General features: G+C 33.0%; 25 protein-coding genes. 15 read left to right on the forward strand and 10 right to left on the reverse strand.

Annotation, left to right across the window (positions count from 1 at the left end; genetic code table 11):
- Positions 1-148: 148 nt before the first annotated feature.
- From OEW74_RS10270 to OEW74_RS10285, 4 genes are all read right to left on the reverse strand, one after another.
- The gene (locus OEW74_RS10270) at positions 149-1,387 is read right to left on the reverse strand and encodes a family 43 glycosylhydrolase (RefSeq protein WP_265428392.1); all 1,239 of its coding nucleotides are present in this window, start codon (positions 1,385-1,387) and stop codon (positions 149-151) included.
- Positions 1,388-1,515: 128 nt separating this feature from the next.
- Complete coding sequence (locus tag OEW74_RS10275; RefSeq protein WP_265428393.1) at positions 1,516-1,839, reverse strand: hypothetical protein; 324 nt, start codon at positions 1,837-1,839, stop codon at positions 1,516-1,518.
- 169 nt (positions 1,840-2,008) lie between these two features.
- On the reverse strand, positions 2,009-2,461 hold the full coding sequence (locus OEW74_RS10280) for a VOC family protein (protein WP_265428394.1): 453 nt from the start codon (positions 2,459-2,461) through the stop codon (positions 2,009-2,011).
- Positions 2,462-2,590: 129 nt separating this feature from the next.
- The gene (locus OEW74_RS10285; protein ID WP_265428395.1) at positions 2,591-3,121 is read right to left on the reverse strand and encodes a GNAT family N-acetyltransferase; all 531 of its coding nucleotides are present in this window, start codon (positions 3,119-3,121) and stop codon (positions 2,591-2,593) included.
- A gap of 462 nt (positions 3,122-3,583) precedes the next feature.
- Between OEW74_RS10285 and OEW74_RS10290 the strand changes: the two genes are divergently transcribed.
- The 3 genes from OEW74_RS10290 to OEW74_RS10300 all read left to right on the forward strand — a co-directional run bounded on the left by OEW74_RS10290 (position 3,584) and on the right by OEW74_RS10300 (position 6,551).
- Positions 3,584-4,183: a TonB-dependent receptor plug domain-containing protein gene (locus tag OEW74_RS10290; RefSeq protein WP_265428396.1), complete on the forward strand. Its 600-nt coding sequence runs from the start codon at positions 3,584-3,586 to the stop codon at positions 4,181-4,183.
- A gap of 70 nt (positions 4,184-4,253) precedes the next feature.
- A complete protein-coding gene (locus OEW74_RS10295) occupies positions 4,254-4,640 on the forward strand; it encodes a hypothetical protein (protein WP_265428397.1) in 387 nt (128 codons plus the stop codon).
- A 282-nt stretch (positions 4,641-4,922) separates the two neighbouring features.
- Positions 4,923-6,551: an NADP-dependent glyceraldehyde-3-phosphate dehydrogenase gene (locus OEW74_RS10300; protein ID WP_265428398.1), complete on the forward strand. Its 1,629-nt coding sequence runs from the start codon at positions 4,923-4,925 to the stop codon at positions 6,549-6,551.
- Positions 6,552-6,638: 87 nt separating this feature from the next.
- On the opposite strand, the gene OEW74_RS10305 is transcribed toward OEW74_RS10300, so the two are convergent.
- On the reverse strand, positions 6,639-7,469 hold the full coding sequence (locus OEW74_RS10305; protein WP_265428399.1) for an alpha/beta fold hydrolase: 831 nt from the start codon (positions 7,467-7,469) through the stop codon (positions 6,639-6,641).
- Positions 7,470-7,746: 277 nt separating this feature from the next.
- Here OEW74_RS10305 and OEW74_RS10310 point away from each other — a divergent pair, with 277 nt between their 5' ends.
- The 3 genes from OEW74_RS10310 (at position 7,747) to OEW74_RS10320 (ending at position 9,660) form a co-directional block, all read left to right on the forward strand.
- A complete protein-coding gene (locus tag OEW74_RS10310; RefSeq protein ID WP_265428400.1) occupies positions 7,747-8,238 on the forward strand; it encodes an RNA polymerase sigma factor in 492 nt (163 codons plus the stop codon).
- A gap of 79 nt (positions 8,239-8,317) precedes the next feature.
- Complete coding sequence (locus OEW74_RS10315) at positions 8,318-8,920, forward strand: hypothetical protein (RefSeq protein WP_265428401.1); 603 nt, start codon at positions 8,318-8,320, stop codon at positions 8,918-8,920.
- Between the two features lie 362 nt (positions 8,921-9,282).
- Positions 9,283-9,660 carry a GreA/GreB family elongation factor gene (locus tag OEW74_RS10320; RefSeq protein WP_265428402.1) on the forward strand — a complete coding sequence of 126 codons (378 nt, stop codon included), beginning with the start codon at positions 9,283-9,285 and terminating at the stop codon, positions 9,658-9,660.
- A gap of 131 nt (positions 9,661-9,791) precedes the next feature.
- Here the strand turns inward: OEW74_RS10320 and OEW74_RS10325 are convergent, their stop codons facing one another.
- Positions 9,792-10,352: a YdcF family protein gene (locus tag OEW74_RS10325; RefSeq protein WP_265428403.1), complete on the reverse strand. Its 561-nt coding sequence runs from the start codon at positions 10,350-10,352 to the stop codon at positions 9,792-9,794.
- A complete protein-coding gene (locus OEW74_RS10330) occupies positions 10,336-11,916 on the reverse strand; it encodes a S41 family peptidase (protein WP_265428404.1) in 1,581 nt (526 codons plus the stop codon). The genes OEW74_RS10325 and OEW74_RS10330 overlap by 17 nt, the downstream gene beginning before the upstream one ends.
- Positions 11,917-12,040: 124 nt before the next feature.
- Between OEW74_RS10330 and OEW74_RS10335 the strand changes: the two genes are divergently transcribed.
- Positions 12,041-13,132, forward strand: a complete 1,092-nt coding sequence (locus OEW74_RS10335) for an MBL fold metallo-hydrolase (protein ID WP_265428405.1) — start codon at positions 12,041-12,043, stop codon at positions 13,130-13,132.
- A gap of 1 nt (position 13,133) precedes the next feature.
- Here OEW74_RS10335 and OEW74_RS10340 read toward each other — a convergent pair whose 3' ends face one another.
- Positions 13,134-13,421 (reverse strand): GNAT family N-acetyltransferase, encoded by a 288-nt coding sequence (locus OEW74_RS10340; RefSeq protein WP_265428406.1) that lies wholly within the window; start codon positions 13,419-13,421, stop codon positions 13,134-13,136.
- Positions 13,422-13,768: 347 nt separating this feature from the next.
- Entirely contained in the window at positions 13,769-15,070 is a 1,302-nt protein-coding gene (locus OEW74_RS10345; protein WP_265428407.1) for a hemolysin family protein, read from the reverse strand.
- A 162-nt stretch (positions 15,071-15,232) separates the two neighbouring features.
- Here OEW74_RS10345 and OEW74_RS10350 point away from each other — a divergent pair, with 162 nt between their 5' ends.
- The gene (locus OEW74_RS10350; protein WP_265428408.1) at positions 15,233-16,417 is read left to right on the forward strand and encodes an MFS transporter; all 1,185 of its coding nucleotides are present in this window, start codon (positions 15,233-15,235) and stop codon (positions 16,415-16,417) included.
- A 370-nt stretch (positions 16,418-16,787) separates the two neighbouring features.
- Here OEW74_RS10350 and OEW74_RS10355 read toward each other — a convergent pair whose 3' ends face one another.
- Complete coding sequence (locus tag OEW74_RS10355) at positions 16,788-19,007, reverse strand: NADP-dependent isocitrate dehydrogenase (protein ID WP_265428409.1); 2,220 nt, start codon at positions 19,005-19,007, stop codon at positions 16,788-16,790.
- Positions 19,008-19,178: 171 nt separating this feature from the next.
- Here OEW74_RS10355 and tpx point away from each other — a divergent pair, with 171 nt between their 5' ends.
- From tpx to OEW74_RS10390, 7 genes are all read left to right on the forward strand, one after another.
- Entirely contained in the window at positions 19,179-19,676 is a 498-nt protein-coding gene (gene tpx / locus OEW74_RS10360) for a thiol peroxidase (RefSeq protein ID WP_265428410.1), read from the forward strand.
- Positions 19,677-19,763: 87 nt separating this feature from the next.
- Positions 19,764-22,100 (forward strand): adenylate/guanylate cyclase domain-containing protein, encoded by a 2,337-nt coding sequence (locus tag OEW74_RS10365; RefSeq protein ID WP_265428411.1) that lies wholly within the window; start codon positions 19,764-19,766, stop codon positions 22,098-22,100.
- A 10-nt stretch (positions 22,101-22,110) separates the two neighbouring features.
- The gene (locus tag OEW74_RS10370) at positions 22,111-24,159 is read left to right on the forward strand and encodes an adenylate/guanylate cyclase domain-containing protein (RefSeq protein ID WP_265428412.1); all 2,049 of its coding nucleotides are present in this window, start codon (positions 22,111-22,113) and stop codon (positions 24,157-24,159) included.
- Between the two features lie 361 nt (positions 24,160-24,520).
- Complete coding sequence (locus OEW74_RS10375; protein WP_265428413.1) at positions 24,521-25,105, forward strand: HD domain-containing protein; 585 nt, start codon at positions 24,521-24,523, stop codon at positions 25,103-25,105.
- Between the two features lie 7 nt (positions 25,106-25,112).
- Positions 25,113-25,991 carry a YitT family protein gene (locus tag OEW74_RS10380; protein WP_265428414.1) on the forward strand — a complete coding sequence of 293 codons (879 nt, stop codon included), beginning with the start codon at positions 25,113-25,115 and terminating at the stop codon, positions 25,989-25,991.
- A gap of 83 nt (positions 25,992-26,074) precedes the next feature.
- Positions 26,075-26,422 (forward strand): VOC family protein, encoded by a 348-nt coding sequence (locus tag OEW74_RS10385; RefSeq protein ID WP_265428415.1) that lies wholly within the window; start codon positions 26,075-26,077, stop codon positions 26,420-26,422.
- A gap of 175 nt (positions 26,423-26,597) precedes the next feature.
- Positions 26,598-26,708: DUF763 domain-containing protein (locus tag OEW74_RS10390; RefSeq protein ID WP_265428416.1), on the forward strand; the 111-nt coding region annotated here is incomplete at its 3' end.

Raw genomic sequence — 26,708 nt, forward strand, 5'->3', positions numbered from 1 at the left:
AGTTTGCACAACTTTTATTCAATCTAAACCAAATGCACTACGGGTTTAATAAAAATTTAAACACGTTCTAAGTTCAAATTAAATCTTAATAATGTTGATTTTAAACTAAAAACAAAACCTGCTTTTACACAGGTTTAATATTGTAGAATTACTGAACAGGTTTCCAGACTTTTTCCCACTTTATTTTCCATTCTTTATTATTTTTCTTATCAACAAAGGGCTGCTTTTTAGAAGGTATTACTTTCCCGGATTTGGTGAAATCAACTTTAATTAAACCTACTTTCTCACGGAACTGTACTTGAGAATCGTTCCCGAAATAGGTACTCCACCAATTTCCTTTTTTATCTTTAAAGAAACCTGTTCCGCCCGCCGTAGGAACAGATTCATGACGATGTTCGTAAGGACCGTACAAATGATCAGAAACAGCTAAACAGGTTGAATATCGTGTTTCGTAATTGTCGGCAGCTCCCAAATAATATTTCCCGTTTCTTTTGAATAAAACGGCGCCTTCATGACCAAGGTCGTGCATGCCTCTTGCGACGCATTTTTCTGCGTGATGAGTTGGTGTTAAATCATAATCGGTGAAATTAACTTTTTTGAAATCTCCCGCAAAACCGCTTAAATCATCTTTAAGCTGTACAATTTCTTTTGCTGCTCCATAGGTGAAATATACTTTTCCATCTTCATCCTGAAATAGAGTAGGATCAATTCCTTTTGCAATCGAACCTTTTTCTTTAAAAGCATTTACGTAAGGACCTTCTGGTTTTCCGGTTGTGCTTTTTAGAATTCCGATTCCGTCAGGACACATACTGAAACAGATATAATAATTGTTTTTGATATAATGAATTTCGGGAGCCCAAACTGCTCTCACAGCTCTTTTAGGATGTTGACGCCATTCTTTTACCCAATCTTCAGCTTCCTTATCGATATCCCAAACCAATCCTACATAATCCCATTTTTTCAGATCTTTAGATTTCCATAGTTCTACTCCTGCAGTATAAGCCCAAATATTGTCGCCCGAAGATCCGGTAAGATAATAATTGCCGTCACCACCTAAAGTGATTACTCCATCACGCAAATGTAGTTCTAAAGCAGGTTTTATAGGAGGAAGCAACCCTTTTTCTACAGCCGTTCCTTTTGTAATTCCATCAAAATTTAAATTGTATTCAGGTCTTGGATAATCTCCTTTGTAACGAACACCATCTGTGCCACTTCGCCATCCGCCATGACCGTCACCTGAAACTTCTTTTCCCGGACCACTGATCGCCCGGAATTGTTTCGCCCAGATAGTATCTTTTGCAGAAGGAACATACTTCTGTTGTGCCTGTAAAGTTGGGTTTGCAAAAAGTCCTGCAAGAATGTAAAAAAGAAAAGAAGCTTTCTTCATGATTATTTGTTTAAATGAGAGCAAATTTTCTACTCATTGGTTTAAAACAAATATCTTCATCATTTTTCAGAACAGCATCCTGCAGATTCATGTTGTAGGAAGGTTATAAAAATTTTCTTTCTATTGTACTAATTTTTGGTTTTCTTCTGAAATTCTAAAAGCGTTTCATCTATTAAAGACGCTATTTCTATAAAGTTGTTTATAAGATTTATGATATCTTCTTGGATTGTTTCATCATTAAGCGGTATCCAGCCTTCCATCAAAGTCTGTGGACCAAACTGAACGCTTACATTTTCCCACTTTTGCTCAAATTCTCTAAACTTTTGTCTGAAAGAATCTGCAAAGGCACGGCTTTGTAAGGCATATCCATTGAGTTGCCTTAGTTTCAAAGCATGAATATTATATTTAAGTATTTTTTTTGAAAAGGCTTCCTGATCTATCCAAATTCCCATAAAAATAGCAGAACCAGAATGTGGTTATTTACCCAATGTTTTTTTTGCAATCGTATAACAACCGAGTTTAACCAAATTCCGGTTTGAATTTCTAACCCACTTTTTTCAAGCTTTTTTTTATCAAATGCTTCGACAGCATTCTGAAATTTGTTTAGATAAATTTCGATGCTCATTTGTTATTAATTTCTTCAGCCAGTCCGATAAGAATTCCTTCAGGTCCACGAATGTAACAAAGTTTATAAACGTTTTGATAATTTACGACCTCTTCCACAAGTTGTGCGCCAAGCTTATAAAGTCTGTCGAGCGTATCGTCTAAGTCTGCAACGGCAAACATAACACGCAAATAACCTAAAGCATTTACGGGAGCACTGCGATGGTCTTCAATTACTTTAGGATTAATGAATCTTGAAAACTCCAGCTTGCTGTTTCCATCGGGTGTTACCATCATAGCGACTTCTACAGATTGGTTTCCAAGTCCGGTTACACGACCTGCCCATTCGCCTTCAATCATTGATCTTCCTTCTAGTTTTAAACCTAGTTCAAGAAAAAAAGAAATCGTTTCGTCGAGGGATTCCACGACAATTCCGACATTGTCCATTCTGAGTAAATTCTGATTTTTCATAATTTAAAATTTATATTTAGTGAAATAATGGATCTTGTATTAATGAGAAAGTCTAAATGAGAGATGAACATTTAATTTTACATTGATATTCAATTGAAAGAAGTTAGCTTTAGTTTTGAAAAAAAATCGTCAAACTGTTTCAAATTCTTTAGGATAAATAACTGTTCCCGAGATATTTTCAAGACTGCCTTTTACCAATTCAATGGCCATAAATGCACTTGAAGGAACGTCAAAAGGTGCTTTGATATTCCATTTTTCAGCAGATTCAAATCCAAATTTTGGATAATAATGTTCATGTCCTAAAACAATTACTGATTGATAACCCAATTGTTTTGCAGTTTCAAGACCATATCTTATTAATTCTCCGCCAATTCCATTTTTTTGAAATTCAGGTAATACAGCCATTGGAGCAAGTGCTAAACTTTCATTTAAAGTTTTATCGTCATTTTTTATATTGATTTTAGTAAACAAAATATGACCAATAATTGCGTTATTTTTTGAAGCAACAATAGAAAGTTCGGGAATAAAAACATTTGGATTATCTCTTAATGCATTTACTAATTCAGCTTCATTATCTTGTCCGAAAGCTTTATTATTAAGTTCAAATACTTCTTGGAAATCATCTTGTGTTTCCTGTCTATAAATTACTTCTTTTGTCATGATGTTTTTCTTTCTGTTGATTTGTTTAAGTGAAATTTCTTAATCCAAAGTTAAATTTATAACAAAAAACTGAGTTTTATATTTCGAGTAGCTTGCTAAAAAAGTTGGCGCAAATTAATTTTTTATCAAAAGGTTTAAAACAGTATTATTTTTATTTAATTGACCCATTGTGTATTTTGTAAATACTTTTAGATGATTGATATTTAAATGATTGTATTTCTTTTCTAAATGAAATGCCTTTGTTTGTCATAAAGAAAGAATTCATTGTAAAAACTTTGTCTGTCTTGGCGGATAAAAACGCAAGGGTATACAAAGAATTTAATAAAAAAACTGAAATAAAGCTAAACAAAGCCGTTTCACTTATTTTCGAAAGACAAAGATTCAAAATGCACAACGGGTTTTAAATATTAAATTATTTCCAACCTTTTCAATCAACACTGCATCTTTAATTAAAAAGAGACCATGAAGATTATTTTACCAAAGCCTTGTCATGAAAAATGGGAAAGCATGACGCAACAGGAAAAAGGACGATTCTGTGCAGTTTGCTCAAAAACCGTCAGAGATTTTACCAATAATTCTGATGATGAAATTTTAGATTATTTTTCTGAACATTCGTCTCAAAATATCTGCGGAAACTTTTACGAATCACAACTTAATAGAAACATGCAGTACTCAATAATCAACTCGCTTTTTTCAAAATTTGCCATTGGTTTTATTTTAACAACAGGCGGAATAGTTTCTGTAGATGCTCAGGAAAAAGATTCAGCTCTTGCCAGTCTTCAAGGGAAAATATCTTGTTTAACAATTAATCAAAACAATGCACATTCTTCACCTCCAATAATGGGAAGAGGTGCACCTTCATCCATTCAGGGAAATAACGAACCTTTATGGGTAATTGATGGCGAAATTGTGGAAGCTAAAACCTTAAAAAATCTTGACCCTAATAAAATCAAGAAAATGAATATTATCAAGGGAATTCAGGCAACTGCACTGTACGGAACCAAAGCACGTAATGGAGTCGTCATTATTAAACTAAAAAAAGAATTTAGAAAGAAGAAATAAAATTTTAGGAAAAATAAATACCAGATTGGAATCATTCTTGACTTCATTATTGTATCACAAAATATACATTATGAAATCAGACACCATCAAAACCATCGCAAAATACGGTCTCGGAGCGATGTTAATCACCGCAGGAATAGGTCATCTTACATTTGCAAGGAAAGAATTTCAGGCGCAGGTTCCCAATTGGGTTCCGCTTGAAAAAGATGATACCGTTGTTTATTCAGGAGTTGCCGAGATTGCTTTAGGAACTGCCATTATTGCGACTCCTAAAAAATACGAATCGATAGTTGGCAAAATTGCAGGAACTTTTTTCACGGCAGTTTTTCCGGGAAATATTGCACAATATAAAAATGATCGAGACAGTTTCGGATTAAATACCGACGGTAAAAGATTAGCCCGATTATTTATGCAGCCATTGCTTATTTTCTGGGCATTAAAATCAACAAAAAAATAGATTTGAACTCAGCTTTTTTGCTGAGTTTTTTATTTTGAAAAAAGCTAGTCTCAACATATAGACAAAACCCCGTCATTTCGAGTAGATTTTGCAAAAATCATATCGAGAAATTTTTATGTAATTTCTTGGTAAAATCCTCGAGCTGACGAAATAATTTTCAATATTAATTTTCATTCAAACACCCATCAAATAGAGTAAATCTATGAGTTGTTTCTTTTTAAAACAGATTTTTACCGCTAACTTTATTCTTTCAAATTTCCAAACTATTAAAATATACAATTTATGAGCTCAGTCAATGAAACTTCATTCCATAATCTGTTCAAATCTGAAAATGAAATTCCTGAAGAATATAAAGTTCCCGAAATCCATCAACGAGAATATCTCCTCAACGGAGAATTGGTAGAATGGAAGGGAGATGTCACAGAAATTTATTCACCGGTTTGTATTAAAACAGAAAATGGTTTACAAAGAAAACTATTAGGAAGCATTCCGAATATTAGTCCGAAAGAAGCAATGGAAGTCTTAGAAGCTTCGGTAAAAGCGTATGATAACGGATTGGGAGAATGGCCAACAATGTCTGTGGAAGGAAGAATAAAATGCATGCAGAAATTTGTGTATTTGATGATTAAAGAACGTGATTTGATTATCAAATTGCTGATGTGGGAAATTGGAAAAACTTTGCCGGATTCTACAAAAGAATTCGACAGAACAGTAGATTACATCAACCAAACTATTGATGCCCTAAAAGATTTAGACAGAGAATCTTCACGTTTTCAACAAGCCGAAGGAACAATTGCTCAAATCAGAAGAGCACCTCTTGGCGTAGTTTTGAGTATGGGACCTTTCAATTATCCTTTAAATGAGATTTTCACCACTTTGATTCCTGCTCTGATCATGGGAAATACAATTTTGTTTAAACTTCCCAAGCATGGTGTTTTAGCGCATTATCCTTTATTAAAAGCATTTAAAGAAGCCTTTCCAAAAGGTACAGTCAATACTTTATACGGAAAAGGTTCAGAAATTATCACTCCAATAATGGAAAGCGGAAAAGTAAATGTTTTGGCATTTATCGGTTCAAGTAAAGTAGCAAACGGATTGAAAAAACTACATCCAAAAGTCAACCGTTTAAGAGCTATTTTAAGTTTAGATGCAAAAAACGCAGCAATTGTAACTAAAAATGCGAATCTTGACATTGCTGTAAGTGAAATTATTCTCGGGGCGCTTTCTTTTAACGGACAAAGATGTACCGCTTTGAAATTGATTTTCGTTCAAAAAGAGGTTGCTGAAGAATTTACAAAGAAATTGACAGAGGCTGTTTCTGCTTTAAAACCCGGACTTCCTTGGGAAAAAGAAGTGAAAATTACTCCGCTTCCGGAAGTCAATAAACCGTCTTATTTAAAAGAATGCATTGATGATGCTTTAGCAAAAGGGGCAAAAGTTCTCAACGAAAATGGTGGATCTACCGAAGAATCTTTTGTTTTTCCAGCAGTTGTTTATCCTGTGAATAATGAGATGAAATTGTATCATGAGGAGCAGTTTGGTCCGGTAATTCCGGTAGTTCCGTTTGACGATATTGAAGAACCCATCGATTATCAGGTGAATGCAGACCACGGAATGCAGGTGAGTATTTTCAGTGAAGATGCTCTGGAAGTTTCGAAATTAATTGATTCTTTTGTAAATCTCGTAAGCCGGGTGAATATCAATTGCCAAGCTCAACGCGGACCGGATGTTTTCCCTTTTACAGGAAGAAAAGACAGTGCAGAAGGTACACTTTCTGTTTTTGATGCACTTCGTTCGTTCTCTATCCGTTCTTTGGTGGCTGCAAAAATTACAGATTCTAATAAAGAATTGTTGAATACCATTGTGAGAGACCACGATTCTAATTTTTTGAGTACAGATTATATTTTTTAAAGGTTTAAACTTATACAAAACAAAACCGCAATACAATTTATTGCGGTTTTCTGATTCATTGAATCAGCTATAAAATATAAAAAAGAGTTATTTGTTGGTGAGAAATCTGGTTAAGATCTCATTTAAATGTTCGGCATGAGTGATATTTAAGCCATGCGATCCGCCCTCAATAATGACAAAATCATTATTAGCAATTCCTGCAGCAGCTTGTTTTCCTGCAGTTTCTATCGGAACAATCTGGTCGTCGTCCCCATGTACAATTAAAGTTTTCACATTGACGTTGCCTAATTCCGGTCGGAAATCTGTATTTGCCCAGCTTTCAGCACATTTTATTGTTGCGATAGGAGAGGCGTGGGAAGCAATGCTCCAATCGTAATCTAGCTGTTTTTGACTCACTTTTTGAGAAAGCAATCCGTAATTGTAAAAGTTTTTATGGAAACTTTCCAGGAAAGTGACTCTGTCAGTTTTTAAACTGGTTAAAATTCCATACAATTCTTCTTCAGAAACTCCATGCGGATTGTCGTCTTTCTGCTTTACCAAAGGAATAATAGAAGAAATCAAAGCTATTTTATCTACATTTTCTGATCCATAATTGGTTAAATAACGTACAACTTCACCGCCACCCATTGAGAATCCGAAAAGGATGACATTTTTTAATTCTAATTGAGTAATAATCTCGTGTAGATCTGCAGCCAATCCGTCATAATCATAACCATCTAAAGTAGGAGACGATTTTCCGAAACCTTTTCTGTCGTAAGTAATGACTCTGTATCCTAAATCTAAAAGTACGGGAATCTGTAGTTCCCAAGATTTTCCGCTCAAAGGCCAACCGTGAATTAAAATAATTGGTTGTCCGGAACCGAAATCTTCATAGTAAAGTTCAAAATTTTTGCTGTCTTGTTTTGTAAGGTAAGGCATATTTATATTTTTTTGGTGTTCAGCATAAAACACAAATTTTAAGCCACGAATAAAGTGAAATGAAGATGTGGTATATGTTTTAATATTTTTAACAGATGAAAGGTGTTTAAATATTTAATTCATTTTATATGCACTTGCAACCTTGTCAAGGTTAATATTTATTATGAAGATAACCTTGACAAGGTTCATCAGTAAAAATCATTTATTGAATAAAAAATAAAAAAGATTGTAACATTTATTTCAAACAACTACTAACTCTACAGAGAGTAAACAAACCATGACCTCACAACAGGAATTTATTACCAAAATTGAAAAGCATAAAGGAATCATTTTTAAGATTTCTAAAATGTATATGGATGATAAAGACGACCGCGATGACCTTTTTCAGGAGATTACATATCAGGTCTGGAAAGCGTATCCGAATTTTAAAGGTGAAAGTGAATTTTCAACCTGGCTGTACAGAATAGCGCTCAATACAGCGATTATTTTCCTGAAATCTGAAAAGAAAAGAAGTTTTATAGCCAATGAAGATTTTTCGAATTATAAAATTGTACAGGATGAGTATGATCATGAAAAAGAAGAAAAGCTTGCTGAAATGTATAAAGCCATCAATCAGCTAAATCCTATCGACAAGGCATTTATTTTCTATTACCTAGAAGATTTTTCTGGAAAACAAATTGCCGACCAAATGGGTATTTCTGAAGGAAATGTAAGAGTGAAAATGAATCGCGCGAAAAATAAACTAAAAGATATTTTAAATAATAAATAAGCTGGAAGCCGGAAGTTTGAAGCTGGAAGACTTCCAACATCCATCTCCCAACTTCCAGCCAATAATTAAAACAAACATTATGAATATAGATGACCTAAAAAATGCATGGAATGATGATGTTTCTGATGAAACACCCGAAATCAGTATTGAACATAAAAATAAAATCAATCTTCCGCTAGAAAAAATCAGAAAAAACATGCGAATGGAATTTTGGTCAACCGTAGGAATATTAATTTTCGGATTTTTCATCGTTTGGATTCCTATTCCCGAAGCTCCGTTTAAGTTTAAATTTTATTTGACGGTATTGTTGTTTTCAATGGTAATTGTGGTTTCATTTTTCTTCAGCAAGTTTTTTAAATTGTATAATAATATAAGCAACCCAATGATGAAAACTTTTGATTCACTGAAAGATTTAATGTATCAGTTTGAGCTTAATAAGCAATATTATCTGTCATTTATGCTTTCATTTGTGCCGTTTTTGGTTTGTGAGCTCATTATCGTTATCGAATTTCTTCCCCACCGAAAACCGTTGAGCGATTTTCAGGCTGCTACTACGATTATTTCTACACTTGCTATTGGTCTTTTTGGTCTTTTCTTATTGGCAAAGTATTGGTATAGAATTTTTTATGGAAAATATGTTCAGCAGATAGAAAATCTTTTGAGCGAATTGCAAAAGAAGTAAGAAAGAAAATCCTAAGAATATATAACGAAAATACTGCTGTTATTTCATATCGATTTTAAATCGTATCTTCGTAACAATATTAATTATAATGACAACAAAGTACTTTTTTCCAGTGAAGTATACCTCGATTACACTTTCGTTGTCTTTGTCGTATCTGCATGATGACAAATTTTTAAAAAATTCTAAAGAGTTTATTTAATATCCCTGTCTGGACTCAGGACAGGGCATTATTAAGTGTTTTAACCCAATTTCATTTTTTCTGAATGTGCATTGTGCACACCTTATCACAAACTTTTGTGCGCTATGGCTATGTCTGAGTCTATTATTCGGCATTCGGAAATTCATTTTTAAGAATAAAAATTATGTCAGAACAGATTATTTTAACTACAGGAGTATATGATTTAATAAAAGACCATTTAAGAAGAAAAAAAACAACCGCTGAAGAAGAAAAAGTACTTCTTGCACAGCTAAGAAATGCAAAGCAGGTATTGCGTCGTGATTTACCAAAAGACGTAGTAACCATCAACTGTGAAGTAAAAATAAAAGATTCTTCACAAGCTCAGGAGCAAAAATTTTTGATTGTTTCTGATGATAAAGCAAAAGTGAAGAAAGGAAAATATTCTGTATTATCTAATATTGTATTGGCAATTGTAGGAAATAAAGTAGGCGAAGTTATTGACTGGCCTTTTGAGGATGGTGATCGAAAAATCGAGATCCTTAGTGTAGAACATATCAATTAAATTATCAATTATAGTTTGAAAGCTCCCAATTTGGGAGCTTTTTTAATGATAAGACTCTTGCTGTTGTAATTATTAAATTTTAAAACGCTGAAATTGAAACCATCAACAAATAACTAAAAACTATCAACTACTTACTGCGTATAATAAGCCGGAAATTCTCTTAAAATAGAATAGAAATCCCGCCATTCAAAATATCTCGAACTTACACTTGATACATTTTTAAAACCCTGATCTTTAAATAATTTCTTCGTTCGGGTCACATGAAAATATTGCGAAACAACAATGATGCTGTTGAATTTTATTTTTGATCTTAATTTTAATGTGTTTTCAATGGTTAATCTTGTGTTATCTCCATGATTATCAATTATAATTAAAGAATCGGGAATGCCTTTCGAAACAAGAAATTCTTTCATTTTATCACCTTCATAAAAGCCTTCTTTACCTAAACCACCACTTACCAGAATTTTTTTTACACGATGATTCTTATAGAGTTCAATCCCGGATTCCAACCGTTTTTCAAGTCTTGTTGATAAAGTTCCGTCTTCGTTTACTTTATTTCCGAGAATGACTGCAATGTCTGCTTTTTCGCCGTTATCAGACAATCCATCAATAACAATGTAGGTTGTATGAATTACAAACCAAGAAATGATCAGAATGACAATAAATTTTAAAAATTTAATTAACTTTTTCATCAATCTGAAATTTTGAAGCTTTTTCCTTTTCAATTTCTGCTTTTACCCAATCCAGTTGCGAATCTTTTTGATCGATAATATCCTGCATGCTTTGCTCAATTTCTACATCGGGAGTAACGCCTCTTTTTGTATTTTCAAGTGTAATATTGGGCTGTATTAAAAGCAACCCAATTGGTAAATCTATTTTAGAATTAGGGAGTTTTTGGTAAGAGTAAAATCCTGCAACTGTTCCGTCATTGGCACCGCCGGTTTCTTCGCCAACTAAGGTTACCCGTTTGTCGAATTTTAATTTTGAAGAAATAACAGATGATGCCGAAAAACTTCCGCCATTAATCAAAACATAAACTTTCCCTTTAAAAGCATTTTCTTTAGGCTTTGTAGGCTTGTTTTCTTTCATTTTATAATACGCAACGCCGTCTTTTCCTTTGTAAACATTCAAAGCCTGATAAAAGAAATAACCAGGATAAGCCAGACTTTTAAGAGTATATTCTAACGGATTTGATTTTCTGAAATAGTTGGTTCTAAGCGGAGTCACTCTCGATGTAAGCTGAGAAGGTTTTATCAAAACAAAAGGTTCAGGAGCGAGATAAGAATAAAGCTGATTGATTTCGTACAAAGAACCACCGTAGTTTTCACGAATGTCGATGATGAGGTAAGAAGATTCTGCATTTTTGATCTTCGCAAAAGATTCTTTGTAAAATTTATCTGAAAACGATCTAGAAAAACTTTTGATTTTAATATAAGCAACGGTGCTGTCTTTGTCTAAAAATTTTAAATTTCTGTTGTAAGAATTTGTTGAAACCACATAGTCGTTGATCTTTTTTTCGGGAGTTCGTTTTTTATCAAGCTTATCTTTTTCAATCTCTTGCTTGTTTTTGCTTTCACGTTTTAAAACCAGAGTTTGCTTTTTATCGTTGTAAAGAGTTTCAATTTTTGCACTGTCCATTATTCCTTTTTCGGCAACAAAAAAGCTAAAGAAAACATCTTTTAAATAATAAGGATAAAAAGTAGTGTTGTAACCATCACTGCTTATTAACTCACGGTATTTTTTTAGATAATTTGAAACAGGAACACCGTTAATGCTTAAAAGCTCAGTTCCCGGTTTGATATTCTGAATAGAATCTTTATTTTCAATGAAATACAAATGGTCATCTTCTACATGATATTCAAATCTTCCGAAGAGACCTTTCGTGTTTTTTAAAGCTTTAATATCTTTTTTTGAAAACCTTTTTGCAGGAATTTTTAAAGATAAATGACCTTCCCGAATTTGAGCAATAACGGGTTGTAATTTAAAATAAAACTGAGTGGGAGTTAAAGGTTTGTTGATGGTCGACTTTAAGCTATCAAATTTAAAATCAAGCTCTTTTTTTGAAATATACCAGTTTAAATTCGGGTGCATTTCCTGAAGTTTTTGATAAGCAAAATCTACATCCTGACGCAGTTTTTCAGGAGGAATTATGCTTAATCTTTGTTCGTTATACTTTTTTACAGAAGTACACGAAGCAAAACTTAACATCATCAAAATGAACATGAAATATTTCAAAGTAAGTAGTTTTTTTAACAAACGAATTTAAAAACTTTTAAATATAATTAGATGGAAAAAAAGTAAAATTCATTTTCGTTCGTCAATGATGAAAGAGTAGTAAACTTAGAGAAAGTTTTTTACATTTGAATTTCAAATTTTAATAATGGTTTATTTAATTATATTGATCGCTGTACTTGTTGCAGCTACTTATTTTGTAATGTCTCAGGAAGTTTTTGGTGCAGCACCAAAAGGAAAACGCCTGGAAAAAATACTCAACTCTAAGAATTATAAAGATAAACAGTTTCAGAATCAAAGTTTTACACCGCAGATTGCTGAAGGTTTTTCTATGCCAAAAGTAATGCTTGAGTTTTTATTTGGCAAAAAAGATCCGTTGTTGAAGCCTTTACAGACAATTCCTGCAATTCATACAGATTTAAATAAAATTTCTGAAGATGAAGATGTTTTCATTTGGATGGGGCATTCTTCTTATTTCATAAAAATTGACGGAGTTTCCTTTCTGATCGATCCTGTTTTAAGCACATTTGGTTCACCTTTTAAGTTTTTTAATAAAGCTTTTGAAGGGTCAGATTTGTTTAAACCTCAAGATATTCCGAATATTGATTATTTGGTGATTACACACGATCATTATGATCATCTGGATTTTCCAACGGTAAAAGCAATCCGTGAGAAAGTAGGAAAAGCGATTATGCCTTTAGGAGTGGGAGCTCACCTTGAAAGATGGGGGTATTCTGAAGATCAAATTATCGAAGAAGATTGGGACGCAACTGTAGATTTAAAAGATGGTTTTAAAATAACGTTTACTCCGGCAAGACACTTTTCGGGAAGAAAATTCCAAAGAAATACGACGTTGTGGACTTCTTATGTTCTTGAAACGCCAACGAAAAAAATATTTTTGGGTGGTGACAGCGGTTATGATACACACTTTAAAACAATTGGTGAAAAATACGGACCATTTGATTTTGCAATCATGGAAAACGGACAATACAATCCAGCCTGGAAATACATTCACGCTTTGCCGGAAGATGTTATTCAGGCAAGTTTAGATATTCAAGCAAAAAATATTATTCCGGTACATTCGGGAAAATTTGCTCTGGCTTTACACCCTTGGAATGAGCCATTACAAAAAGTAACGACGCTTGGAAAAGAGAAAAATTTACAGATTCTCACTCCAAAAATCGGCGAAAAATTAGATTTAAACAATACATCGTATCATTTTCAGAATTGGTGGGTATAGTTTATTCGTGCCAAATTCCTTTATATCTTTTCGGATGATTTTCCAGCTGCTGTCTTACAAAATCGCATTCAGGGTCAATCATCAAATCTTTTTCTTCGGCAAAACTTACCAACCTGTCCAGAAGAAGTTTGGCGTAACCATGACCTTCCAGATTTTCATCAATTTTGGTATAATAAACATTGAGCAGTCTTCCGTCTACGGAAATCGACATATAACCGACTTTTTTATCATCAATTAACAGCTGCAATTCATCTTGGTAAGGTGTAATTTCAAACTTTATACTTTCCATAATTTCTAATGTTTTTGGTGAAAACTCTTCCTTAAAATTACAAATTAAAATTTTACGAAGCGAAGATTTTAAGAATTTTAAAATAATTTATAATGATTTAAATTAAATTATTACGGTTTAATAATTTTCAAGTTTTTTTTTGCAAAGCCATCATATTTTATATTTCTTTTTTAAATGAAATGCCTTTGTTTAGTTTTATTATTTGTTATTTGAGAAAAACCTTTGTTTAACCTTGCGATGATTAAACGCAAAGAAAAACAAAGAATTTTAAATGTATTACTGAAATAAGTTAAACAAAGCCGTTTCACTTATTGATGAAAAACAAGTTAAAATCAGTTTTAATAAAGTTACTTATTCAACATGGTTTTATCTACATGCAGAATTTTGCTGGCTAAAATTTTATCAACCCTGTTTCCGTCTTTGTCAACGATTTCTAAAAGCAGGTTTCCAATTTTTACGGTATCGCCGGTTTTAGGCATATCCTCGTAATCATGGAAAAACAATCCGGAGACACTCACAAATTCTTTTTCAATTTGTGGATTGATTTCAATATTAAAATACTTTTTAAAATCATGGATAGAGCATTTTCCGTCAATCAGCCATGAAGTTTCATTTCGTTTAATAATTTGAGGTTCGTTATCTGTTCCGTCGGGAATATTTCCAACCAAATCATCCAAAATGTCATTAAGAGTAATAATTCCTTTTGTGGTACCATATTCGTCTATAACGATTGCAATGTGCGATTTGTTGTTCTGAAAACTTTCTAAAAGCGGATAAATAAAAGAGTTTTCGCTCACAAAAACGGCTTTTTTAAGGTGTTCTTTTAACGAAAAATTCTGGTGGGAAAAATCAAAGAGGTCTTTCATTTTTACAATTCCGATGATATTGTCTAGATTGTTTCTTTCAGTTACAGGATAGGTTGAGTAAGAACAGCTTTTGATTTTTTTCTTAATGGTTTCATAATCGTCATCAATATCTAAAGAAATAATCTGTGAACGATGGGTCGCCAAAGATTTTACATTTCTATCGCCCAATGCAAAAGCATTTTTCAGAATGTCGTGCTCTTTTTCTTCGATAATTCCACCTTCATTTCCTTCTTTGATGATTGATTTTATTTCTTCTTCGGTTACGGTTTCTTTTTTGTCATTTTTAATTCCGAAAAGTTTTAAAATTCCTTCATTGGTTATGGTAAGAAGCCAAACGAAAGGCGAAGCGAGTGCAGAAAGCCAATACATAGGTTTTGCAATAAAAACTGAAATTTTCTCGGGAAATTTTAAACCTAATCTTTTAGGAATCAATTCACCAAAGACGATGGATAAAAAGGTAATTAATGCAACAATTAAAACGGAAGCAATTCCTCTTGAATATTCTGAAAAAGCTTCAAACTGAGAAATATATTTGGCAAAATCTGCGGTAAGTTTATCACCTGAGTAAATTCCAAGCAAAATTCCGATTAACGTGATTCCTATTTGTACCGTAGAAAGGAACTTATTGGGATTTTCTGAGAGCTTAATTGCGGTTTTAGCATTTGAATTTCCTTTCTTTTTGATGCTGTTGAGTTTGAATTTTCGGGAAGAAACCAATGCCATTTCTGACATCGAAAATACCCCGTTGAGAAGTATTAAAACAATGATGATGAAGATTTCCATAGTTTATTTTGGTGGTGATCATAAAATTAAGAAAAATGAAAATAAAATCGGGTGATATTTTTGATTGAATTTAATTATATATTATTTCAGAATTATTCATCTAAAGAAATGCGCTTGTACAAATAAAAAGTCGGACTTTTGGGGCTTGAAAATTTCATGCGGATGTTAAAAGAGAAAAATAAATTCATTGCAACGATTCTTGCTTTTGCAATGATCCCGATGTCGGGTTTGGCAACAGATATTTACCTGCCTTCAATGCCGAGTATGGCGACAGAACTTCATCAGCCGGAAAGCAATATCCAGCTTACTTTATCTATATTCTTGATCAGTTACGGTTTGACGCAGTTTTTTGCAGGAAGTATTGTTGATTCTTTTGGAAGATATAAAATTTCAATGGCTTCTTTGGCTCTGTTTGTGGTTTCTTTTCTGATTACTGCAACGACTCAAAATATCTTTGTAATCTATGCGATGCGTGTTTTACAAGGGATCTTATCTGGATTTGCAGTGGTTTCAAAACGCGCTTTTTTTGTGGATGTTTATGAAGGTGATGAGCGGAAACATTACCTAAGTATTATGACGATTGTCTGGTCGGTGGGACCGATTATTGCGCCTTTTATTGGTGGTTATTTGCAGAAAATTTTCGGATGGCAGTCTAATTTTTATGTTTTGGCGGGATATAGTTTGTTTCTTTTAATTCTTGAATTGATCTTTTCTGGTGAAACTTTAAAGAAACGAAATCCTTTCAATGTAGAGTTCTTGCTGAAAGAATATGATTCGATGTTTAAAGCCAAAGATTTTTTCTACGGAATGGTGATGTGCGGAATCAGTTATTCGATGATAATGTTTTTCAATTTATGCGGATCTTTCATTATCGAACATAAAATGGGTTATTCTGAAGTCATTGCGGGTTATGTTTCACTAATCCTTGGCTTTGCCTGGATGGCGGGTGGATTTTTAGGAAAAGCACTGATTAATAAAGCGTTTTTGCATAAAATTCGTTATGCTAATTTCATTCAGTTATCTTTAATTGTTCTGATGTTTATTGCGTCCTATTTCTCAAATAATATTTATAGTTTAGTTGCTTTTGCGTTTGTGATTCATGTAACTGCCGGATTTATTTTTAATAATTATTTCTCCTACTGTATCGGAAGATTTCCAAACTCAGCCGGACTTGCAGGCGGAATGACCGGTGGAGTAGTGTTTATTCTCACTTCTGCAATTAGTTACGGAATTGTAACGCTCATTAGACCTCAAATTCAATTAGAAGTTGCGGAAGGATATTTTGTAATGGGAGTTTTAGGGTTGTTTATTTTGAGGATGATTAAATGGAGAAAGGCGCATGTTTGATTAATTAGGAATTAGGAATTAAGAATTAAGAATTAAGAATTAAGAATTAAGAATTAAGAATTAAGAATTAAGAATTAAGAATTAAGAATTAAGAATTAAGAATTATTTTGATAAACTTCAAACTTTGGTTAATCAATATATCAATTAGGAGCGGGCTTTAACCCGCTTTGTTTTGTAATATAACGATTGGCTTTATCCAAAACTTAAACATATTTTGTTATTACTATGCTTATTAGATTCCTCTGGATTGGCAAACTATATAAATGTTTTTTTGTGTTATTTGTGAAAAAATATTTGTGTCCTTTGTGTTTAAGCAAACAAAAAAAGCCCCTTAAAAAAAGGAGCTTTCAATTTATATTAAATCTGAAAATTAGATTCCGTCAATAATTTCATTTAAAACAGTACTTGGTCTCATTGCCTCGTAAGTTTTGTAAGTGTCAGTTTTGTAATAACCGTCAATATTTTGAGGCTTACCTTGAGCACCAATTAACTCAGCATTGATAACTTCCTCATTTTCTTGCATTGCTTCTGCAACCGGAGCAAATTGTTCAGCTAATTCAGCATCCGCAGTTTGATTTGCCAAAGCTTCAGCCCAATACATTGCCAAATAGAAGTGAGAACCTCTGTTATCGATTTGTCCAACTTTTCTTGCAGGAGACTTGTCAGTTGCTAAGAATTTAGCATTTGCTTCATCTAATGCATCAGCAAGAACCTGAGATTTTGTATTTCCTTGAGTTTGTGCTAAATGCTCTAAAGAAGCCTGTAAAGCTAAGAATTCACCTAAAGAATCCCATCTTAAATAACCTTCTTCCAAGAATTGCTCAACGTGTTTTGGAGCAGAACCTCCAGCACCTGTTTCAAATAAACCACCACCGTTCATCAATGGAACGATAGAAAGCATCTTTGCAGAAGTTCCAAGCTCAAGAATTGGGAAAAGGTCAGTTAAATAATCTCTCAATACGTTTCCTGAAACAGAAATAGTATCTTTTCCTTCTCTTGCTCTCTTCAACGTTTCCGTCATTGCATCTTTTACATCAAGAATTTTAATGTCAAGTCCGTTTGTATCGTGATCAGCTAAATATTTTTCAACTTTTTTGATCATTTCTCTGTCGTGAGCTCTTCCTTTATCTAACCAGAAAATAGCAGGAGTATCAGAAAGTCTTGCTCTGTTTACCGCTAATTTTACCCAGTCTTGGATCGGAGCATCTTTAGTCTGACACATTCTGAAGATATCACCCGCTTCAACTTTTTGAGAAAGAAGAACGTTTCCGTTTTCGTCCTGAACTTCAACTGTTCCTTCAGCAGAAGCCTGGAAAGTTTTATCGTGAGAACCATATTCTTCAGCTTTTTGAGCCATCAAACCTACGTTAGGAACAGAACCCATTGTAGTAGGGTCTAATTTTCCGTGCGCTTTCATATCATCAATAACTGATTGATAAAAACCTGCATAAGAACGGTCTGGAATGATACAAACTGTATCTTCTTCGTTTCCGTCTTTGTTCCACATTTTTCCTCCGCCTCTTACCAAAGCAGCCATAGAAGCATCAACGATAATATCAGAAGGAACGTGGAAATTCGTAATTCCTTTGTCAGAATTTACCATTGCCACTCTTGGTCCGTCTGCTAAAGCAGTTTCAATATCAGCTTTAATATCAGCTTCCTGAGTATTTCCTTTTATTTTATCGAAAAGATCAGCAAGACCGTTGTTTGGGTTTACATCTAAAGATCTAAATGTTTCAGCATATTTAGTGAAAACATCTTTAAAGAAAGTCTCAACGATAGCTCCAAATACAATTGGATCTGAGATTTTCATCATCGTCGCTTTCAGGTGAGCAGAAAGAAGTACGTTTCTGTTTTTAGCTTCTTCGATAGCTTCCTGTACGAAAGATTTCAAAGAATTTAAATTCATTACAGAAGAATCGATCACTTCTCCAGCCTGAAGACCTGCGAAATCTTTTAATAAAGTTTCAGCACCATCATTTCCTTTGAAAACAATCTTATATTTTGTAGCATTTTCTAGAGTAGTAGAAGTTTCAGTTCCGTAGAAATCTCCGCTATTCATGTGAGCAACATCAGTTTTGCTGTCTGAAGCCCAGTTACCCATTCTGTGAGGGTTTGCTTTTGCGTAATTTTTAACTGCTTTTGGAGCACGTCTGTCAGAATTTCCTTCTCTTAATACAGGGTTTACAGCACTTCCTAAAACTTTAGCATACTTAGCTTTAATTGCTTTTTCCTCGTCATTTTTAGGCTCTGCAGGATAGTTTGGAACTGCGAAACCTTTAGCTTGCAATTCAGCAATAGCAGCATCTAATTGAGGAGCGGAAGCTGAAATATTTGGTAATTTGATAATGTTTGCATCCGGTTGAGTTGCCAATTCTCCTAATTGAGCTAAAGCGTCAACGGTTTTCTGATCATCTTTCAAAAATTCTGGAAAGTTGGCTAAAATTCTTCCTGCCAAAGAAATATCCGGAACTGCGATTTCAATGTTTGCTGATTTTGTAAAAGCTTTTACAATCGGTAAAAACGAGTGTGTTGCCAACATTGGAGCTTCGTCCGTAAGGGTGTAATAGATTTTTGATTTGTCTGACATTATACTGTTATTTATTATTTAAATTTTTAGTTTCACAAATTTAGTTAAATTTTAATTTTTTTCGCTTTAATAGTCAATGAGATTTTCCACTTTAAGAATTATTTAACCTTTATTTCAAACAAAATCATCGAGAATTTAAATAAATTTGATGAAAATTTAAATCAATAAACTATGTCTATAATTACATTTAAAGGAAACCCAATCAATACAATCGGAAACCTTCCGGAAGTTGGAAGAGAAGCTCAGGAATTTACAATGGTATCTTCGGATTTATCTGAAAAAAATCTTGCAGATTACACCGGGAAAAGAGTGGTTTTGAATATCTTCCCAAGTATCGATACAGGAATTTGTGCTGCTTCTGCTAGAAAATTCAACGAAGAAGCTTCAAACCTTGATAATACAGTTGTGATTAATGTTTCAAGAGATTTGCCTTTTGCATTATCAAGATTTTGTGCGGCTGAAGGTTTAAATAATGTAGAAACGTTATCAGATTTCAGAGGAAATTTCGGGGAAGATTATGGTGTAACGCTTTCTGATTCTCCATTAAAAGGACTTTTGAGCAGAGCTGTGGTTGTTTTGGATGAAAAAGCTAAAGTGATCTATACTGAGCAAGTTCCTGAAATCGGGCAAGAACCTAATTATGAAGCCGCTATCGCTTCTTTGAAATAAATTAAAATATTTCTCATCAATTTGAATCATTCTGTTATTTAATAGAATGATTTTTTTATTTTTGTGCATCAACGCAATAACCAGCCATTGAAGAATAAATTTACCTCTTTTGCAATTATCTGTTTTCTCTTTTATGGGAACGCAGTCTTTAAAGCGCAGGAATCTAAAGAGATTGTTAACCTGAAAAAAAAACTTGCAACTGCCAAGTCTGAAAAAGAGAAGCTAAAGATTATTGACGATATAGGTAGTATGTATTCTCAGGAAAGAAAAATAGATAGTGCTATTTCGTATTCTAAAATGTCGCTTCCTATTTATACTATGTTTAATGACGTAGAATATCTTGGAAGAACAAATTTGTTTATAGGAAATCTGTTTTTACAGAAAAATGATTTAATTAATGGCGAAAAGTATTTATTAGAAGCCGAAAAATATCTTCACAAAACTGAAAATTACGAAAAGAGAGCGCTGCTTAACTTTTTGATGGCAAGAGTAAGCGCAGTAAATGTAAAGAACGATATTTCTGCAGATTATTATAATGAGGTTTTAAAATATTACAGACAAGGAAAAAAAATTGATAAAAGAATTGTCATGGAGTCTTATCAAGGACTTTTTGCTAATAATTTTATTAAACAGAATTTAGCCGACGGATATACTTCTCTGAATACCTATATTGATTTTGTTAAAAAAAACTATCCTGAAAATTTATATGTAGCTTATAGAAATGCAGGAACTTTTTTCATGATAAGCAGAGATTTTAAAAAATCAGCTGAATATTTCGAAAAAGCTTTTGAGATCTCTAAAAAAAATGGAAATAATGCTCAGATTGCTGAAGGTAAGGTTTTTCTTTCTAATATTTATTCTGAAACAAACCAATTAAATTTAGCAAAAAAATACTTACAGGAAGCCAAAGATTATTATGAGTCTCAGAATCAAAACGCAGGTTTGGCAATGGTTTACTATTATTTGTCTGATATTTATTCTAAAGAAAAAGATTTTTCTAAAGCTTTAGATCTATCAACCAAAGGGGTTTCATTAAGCTCTGAAAGTGATCCTCTTTATGAATATTACAAAAATCATCATAGTAATATTGGGTTAAAAAAAATAATGGCAGATAGCCTTGTTTTGAAAAATAATCCGTCAAAACTTTCCGAACTTAAAAATCTGGTTGATAAGCAGGAAAAAAGCCTTACATACTTTACAAATCTAAAAACCTATGTTTCACCTGAAGTTTTCATACAAAATTATGAAGTTTTGCATCAGGCTTATGCTTTTCTGGGTGATTACAACGAATCTTATTCATACTTAAAAAAGATGTATGATAAGAAAGAAGAAACGTACGGAATCGACAAAATGAAGGCGCTTTCTTCTGTACAATCTGAGACAGAAGTTGCCAACGAAAGAACCCGTATAAAACTTGAAGAAGAAACCAAAAGAATTCAGCTTCAGAAAGAAATAGAATTAAAGGCACTTCGTTTTGAATACGAAAAAAAACAAGCGGCTGCAAAAACGGAAGAAGAAAGAAAAAGATTGGCGCTTGAGGAAGATTTAAAACGAAAAGAAATTCAGATTAAATTTGAGGAAGAGCAAAAAGCAGTCACTTTAAAGTACAAACAGGAAAAAAATATAGCCAAGATCAATCAGGAGAAAAAAGATGCCATTGCAAAAGCAGATTTAGAAAGTTCTAAAACTCAAAAAAATATGTGGGCAATTGGAGCAGGTTTATCTTTGCTGTTATTAGGTTTTGCTGGATTTTCCTATAATCAGAAGCGTAAAGACAACAAAAAAATTGCTGAAGAAAAACAAAAATCAGATGATTTGCTGCTCAATATTCTTCCGTATGAAGTTGCTGAAGAATTAAAAGAAAAAGGAAAAACCAACGCCAAACATTTTGATGAGGTTTCGGTTTTGTTCACAGATTTTGTAAATTTTACAGCAAATTCTGAAAGAATTGGCGTGCAGGAAGTTTTGAATGAGCTCAATATTTGCTTCACCGAATTCGACAGAATCATGGAGAAATACAATTTAGAAAAGATAAAAACCATTGGTGATGCCTATTTGGCGGTGAGCGGATTACCGGTTTCTAACGACCAACATGCAAAAAATGCAGTGAATGCAAGTTTGGAAATTCTTTCTTATATTCAGCAAAGAAAAAAAGAAAACCCGAATGCTTTAAATATCAGAATCGGAATTCATTCCGGACCGGTGATTGCGGGAATCGTGGGAGTGAAAAAATTTGCCTATGATATTTGGGGAGACACGGTAAATACGGCGGCCAGAATGGAGCAGAACAGTTCATCGGGAAGAGTAAATATTTCCGAAGCAACCTATCAATTAATAAAAGAAGACTTTACTTTTGAGTATCGAGGAAAAATTGAAACTAAAGGGAAAGGAGCTATGGACATGTATTTTGTTAATCAAACTTAATTTTATCAGAGTGAAAAAGAATCTACTCCTTACATTTATATTTTTCTTGTTCATCGGATTGCAAAATTTATGTTTTGCACAGAATTCTTTTGAAAAACCTAGAGTTTTTACTGAAAAAGAAATCAAAAACGGCGTATCTATTGATGAAGATAGTAAATTTTTTGCTGGTGATAATCCTGCTTTTGCTTCGCCACAATTTGATGATTCTTCATGGAAACATGTCAATTTTAATTCTAGAAAAGTCTATTCATGGAATCCTATGAATTATGCCTCTAAAAAAGGTGCTAAAAAAGATCAGATTTATTGGGTTCGATACTATTTTAAGATAGATTCTGCATCGGTCAATAAATCTTTATGTTTTAAAATTCAGCAACTCGGTGCTTCCGAAATTTATCTAAACGGTAAAAAGATTGAAAGTATTGGCAAAATCGGAGACGAAAAATCAAGAGAATTCAGGATTAAAAACAGAATACCAGAATTGTTTACTTTAGACAATACGAAAGTAAATGTTTTAGCGATAAGATTTTTACCGATTGCTGCAGGCAAAAAGAAGACCATTACTTTGGTACCTTTTGCAATCGGCGTTGAACTTGCTTCTGCTAACGAATTTATCAGAGACAAAACTGAAGAAGTGCAGTATTTCAATTTTTACACCATGCTAATTTGCGGAATATTTGGTGCATTAGGATTTATTCATCTTTTGTTATTTATTTTTTACAGAAAAGCAATTTATAATCTGTATTTTTCTACGTACAATTTTTCGATTTCTTTGATGAGCTATATGGTTTTGCTCTTTTCAGAAATAAGAAATCCTTTAGATATCGACTCTTATACGTTTTTTGCATTTCTTTCGGTAATGGCATTCGGTACTTCTCTTACAGGATTTGTCAATACATTATTTGGAAGAACCAAAAAAAGACTAAAAGTAATGTTGATTATTTCAGCTTGTATTTTTATTCTCTATTATTTCAGCGCAGCTTCTGCGGCTAGTTTTGCCTTTTTTTACCTTTGTTTTGTTGCTTTCGAATCTTTTTATTTGATTGTAAGAGCAATGATAAGAAGAGAAAAATCTGCTTTCATTGTGGGTGGAGGAGTTTTGGTATTCTTTCTTTTTATTGTGATGTCTATCGTTTTCATGTTTTTAAATAAACTGAATACAATTGATTTAGGAAATATTTTCGGAGATGATTTCATGGGATATGTTTTAGGATTTATTTTCATAAGTTTTCCAATTTCGATCTCTGCTTATTTAGGTTGGCAATTTGCATCAACCAATTTAAGTTTGGTAAAACAATTGGATGAAGTAAACAGACTTTCTGATATTAATTTAAAACAGGAACAGGAAAAACAACAAATTCTTCAGAATCAGAATGATTTGCTTGAAAAACAGGTCGACGAACGTACGTTTGAGTTACAAAAAGAAAAGCAAAAAACAGAGAATTTACTTCTCAATATTCTGCCACATGAAGTCGCCGAAGAATTAAAAGAAAACGGAAGCTCTGAAGCCAAATATTATGACGAAGTCACTGTTTTATTTACCGATTTTGTTAATTTTACCCAGAGTTCAGAGAAAATGGGCGCCGAAAAAATGTTGGTTGAGCTGAACGAATGTTTTACCGCTTTCGATATGATCATGGAAAAACATGGTTTAGAGAAAATAAAAACCATCGGAGACGCCTATTTGGCGGTTTGCGGTTTACCTATGAAAAATGAATGTCACGCTTATCAAACAGTTTTGGTAGCTTTGGATATTATTGATTTTATTGAAGAAAGAAAGAAAACTCATCCTGATGTTTTAGATATCAGAATCGGGATTAATTCAGGTTCTTTAATTGCCGGGATTGTCGGGGTAAAAAAATTCGCTTACGATATTTGGGGTGACACTGTAAATACAGCCGCAAGAATGGAGCAGAATAGCGAAAAAGGAAAAATAAATATTTCAGAATCAACCTATCAATTGGTGAAAGAAAAAATAATTTGTGAATACAGAGGTAAAATTCACACCAAAGGAAAAGGCGATATGGATATGTATTTTGCGCTGGAAACTAAAAAAGATTAACCATAAAAGGCATAAAAGTTTTAAACTTTTTTAAACACACGAGTCATTTAAGATTATAAATAATACTTGAAAATATTTTAGAACACATAAGAGAAAATCAAAGATTTTCAAAAAAATTATGTGAGCTTTAAAGGGTATTAATTAAAACTTTTATAAACGTAAGTATAAAAGCTTTTGTGGTGAAAAATATAAGGTTTAATTAAATTATAAAAGTGACACTTATTAATGAAAATTTTGCTGTCTTTGCTTAGTAGAAAGCCTTTGCGAACTTAAAAACAGTTAGTAATTAAAAAAAAATATTTGCGAACTCTGCGTTAAAAGCAGCATTGAAACAAATTAAAAAACATTTTCTATTTTAAATATGGAATACGAAAAATTAAATAAACTCATATTAAAAAGACTCAAGGAAAATCTTCCGGAGCACCTTTCTTATCACAGCGTGATGCACGTAAAAGATGTAATTGATTCTGTAGAAAAAATTGCAAAATCTGAAAACGTGAATGATGAAGACCTGTTGTTGTTAAAAACAGCAGCGTTATTTCATGATACCGGATTTTTATTTGGATCAAAAAATCACGAAGAAAAATCGTGCGAAATTGCTGAAGAATATCTTTCTGATTACGGCTATTCAGAATTGCAGACCGAGAAAATAAAAGGAATGATAATGGCGACAAAAATTCCGCAGACGCCACACAATCATTTAGAACAAATTTTGGCAGATGCAGATTTAGATTATTTGGGAAGAGATGATTTTTTTGTAATTGGTGACAAATTATTTGAAGAACTTTCGATGTTTGGAATTGTCAATTCCGAGCGCGACTGGAATCTTTTGCAGGAAAAATTCCTTGAAAGTCATCATTATTTCACAGAAACAGCCATCAACAGCAGAAATCAAAAAAAACAGGATAACCTGAATATTATTAAAACAAAACTAAAAAACGACTAATCATTTTATGAGTTCTTCAACTAAACATGGCCCGCTGTTTACTCTTTCAGATATTATTTATCTTGTTTTAGGCGTTATTTCAGCGAGTTTTGCTTTAAAATCTTTTCTGGTTCCTAATCACTTTTTAGATGGTGGTGTTACCGGTGTTTCACTTTTACTTCACGAAGTTTACCATTGGAATCTCGGAGTCGTTCTATTGGTTTTAAACTTACCATTTATCATTCTGGCATATTTCCAAATCGGAAAACACTTTGCGATCAGAAGTTTTTTAACGATTTTACTAATCATCATCACCATTTTTTTTGTTCCTTTTCCGGAAGTGACCCATGACAAATTATTGGTCGCTGTGTTTGGAGGATTTTTCATGGGAATTGGAATCGGTTTATCTATGCGAGGTGGCGGAACTTTCGACGGAATGGAAGTTTTAGCCTTATTAACATTCAAAAAAAGCAGTTTTAGCATTACCGAAATTATTTTAGGAATGAATGTGATTATCTTTATAATCGCAACCGTTTTTCTTAAATTTGAAACCGCTTTGTATGCAATTATGACGTATCTCGTAGCAAGCCAAATTACCAAATATGTGATTGAAGGAATTGAAGCCTATACCGGAGTTACTATTGTTTCAGGAAACAGTGAAGAAATTAAAAAAGCTTTGGTTTTAACGATGAATAAAGGAATTACCGTTTACAGAGGAGAAAGAGGTTTTATGAAAGAATCTTTTGAGCAAAGTGCCGATGCCGATATTATTTTTACCATCGTAACCAGGCTGGAAGTTCGAAAACTACAGAATATCGTTCGTTCAATCGATCCGAAAGCATTTATTTTCACGCAAACCGTAAGAGAACCTCAGGGCGGAATCGTAAAGGAAATTGTGAAGCATTAAAGTTCAAATTAATAATAAATATTGCCTTGTAGAATTATTTTTACAAGGCTTTTTTGTTAATTTTAAACTTAAATTTTAATGAAATGGTAAAGAGAATCGTAGCCAATATAAAAACTGAAGATTTATCGAAAGCTGATGTATTTTATCATGATATTTTGGGTCTCGAAACATTGATGAACCACGGCTGGATCAAAACTTTTGGTAATGACGAAAAAGTAAAAGTTCAGATAAGTTTTGCAACTCAAGGTGGAAACAACACCGAAGTTCCCGATTTTTCTATTGAAGTTGATAATGTAAATGAAGTTTATGATAAAATGAAAAATTCAGGATTTGAAATTACTTACAAATTGACCAATGAAGATTGGGGTGTTCGAAGATTCTTTGTGATAGACCCGTTCGGAAAGTTAATTAATATTCTTTCACATCAATAGATTTTAATATGATTCGAATCATTTTAGTAAATTAAAAATCTTTTCGTTAAAACATAAAAATGTTAAAGCCTTATGTATTTCAATTGTAAGGCTTTAATTTTGCCTATCAACTATCAACTATCAACTATCAACTATCAACTATCAACTATCAACTATCAACTATCAACCATAACAAATGAAACGTTCCGGAACCGCAACTTTACCACTTCACTACGGAAAAGTACCGCCTTGGCTCTACGAAAGAATGGCTGTACTTGGGCTTTCTATTGTTGAAGTAATGCTTGCA

Source organism: Chryseobacterium sp. YIM B08800 (genome assembly GCF_026163565.1).
GTDB lineage: Bacteria > Bacteroidota > Bacteroidia > Flavobacteriales > Weeksellaceae > Chryseobacterium.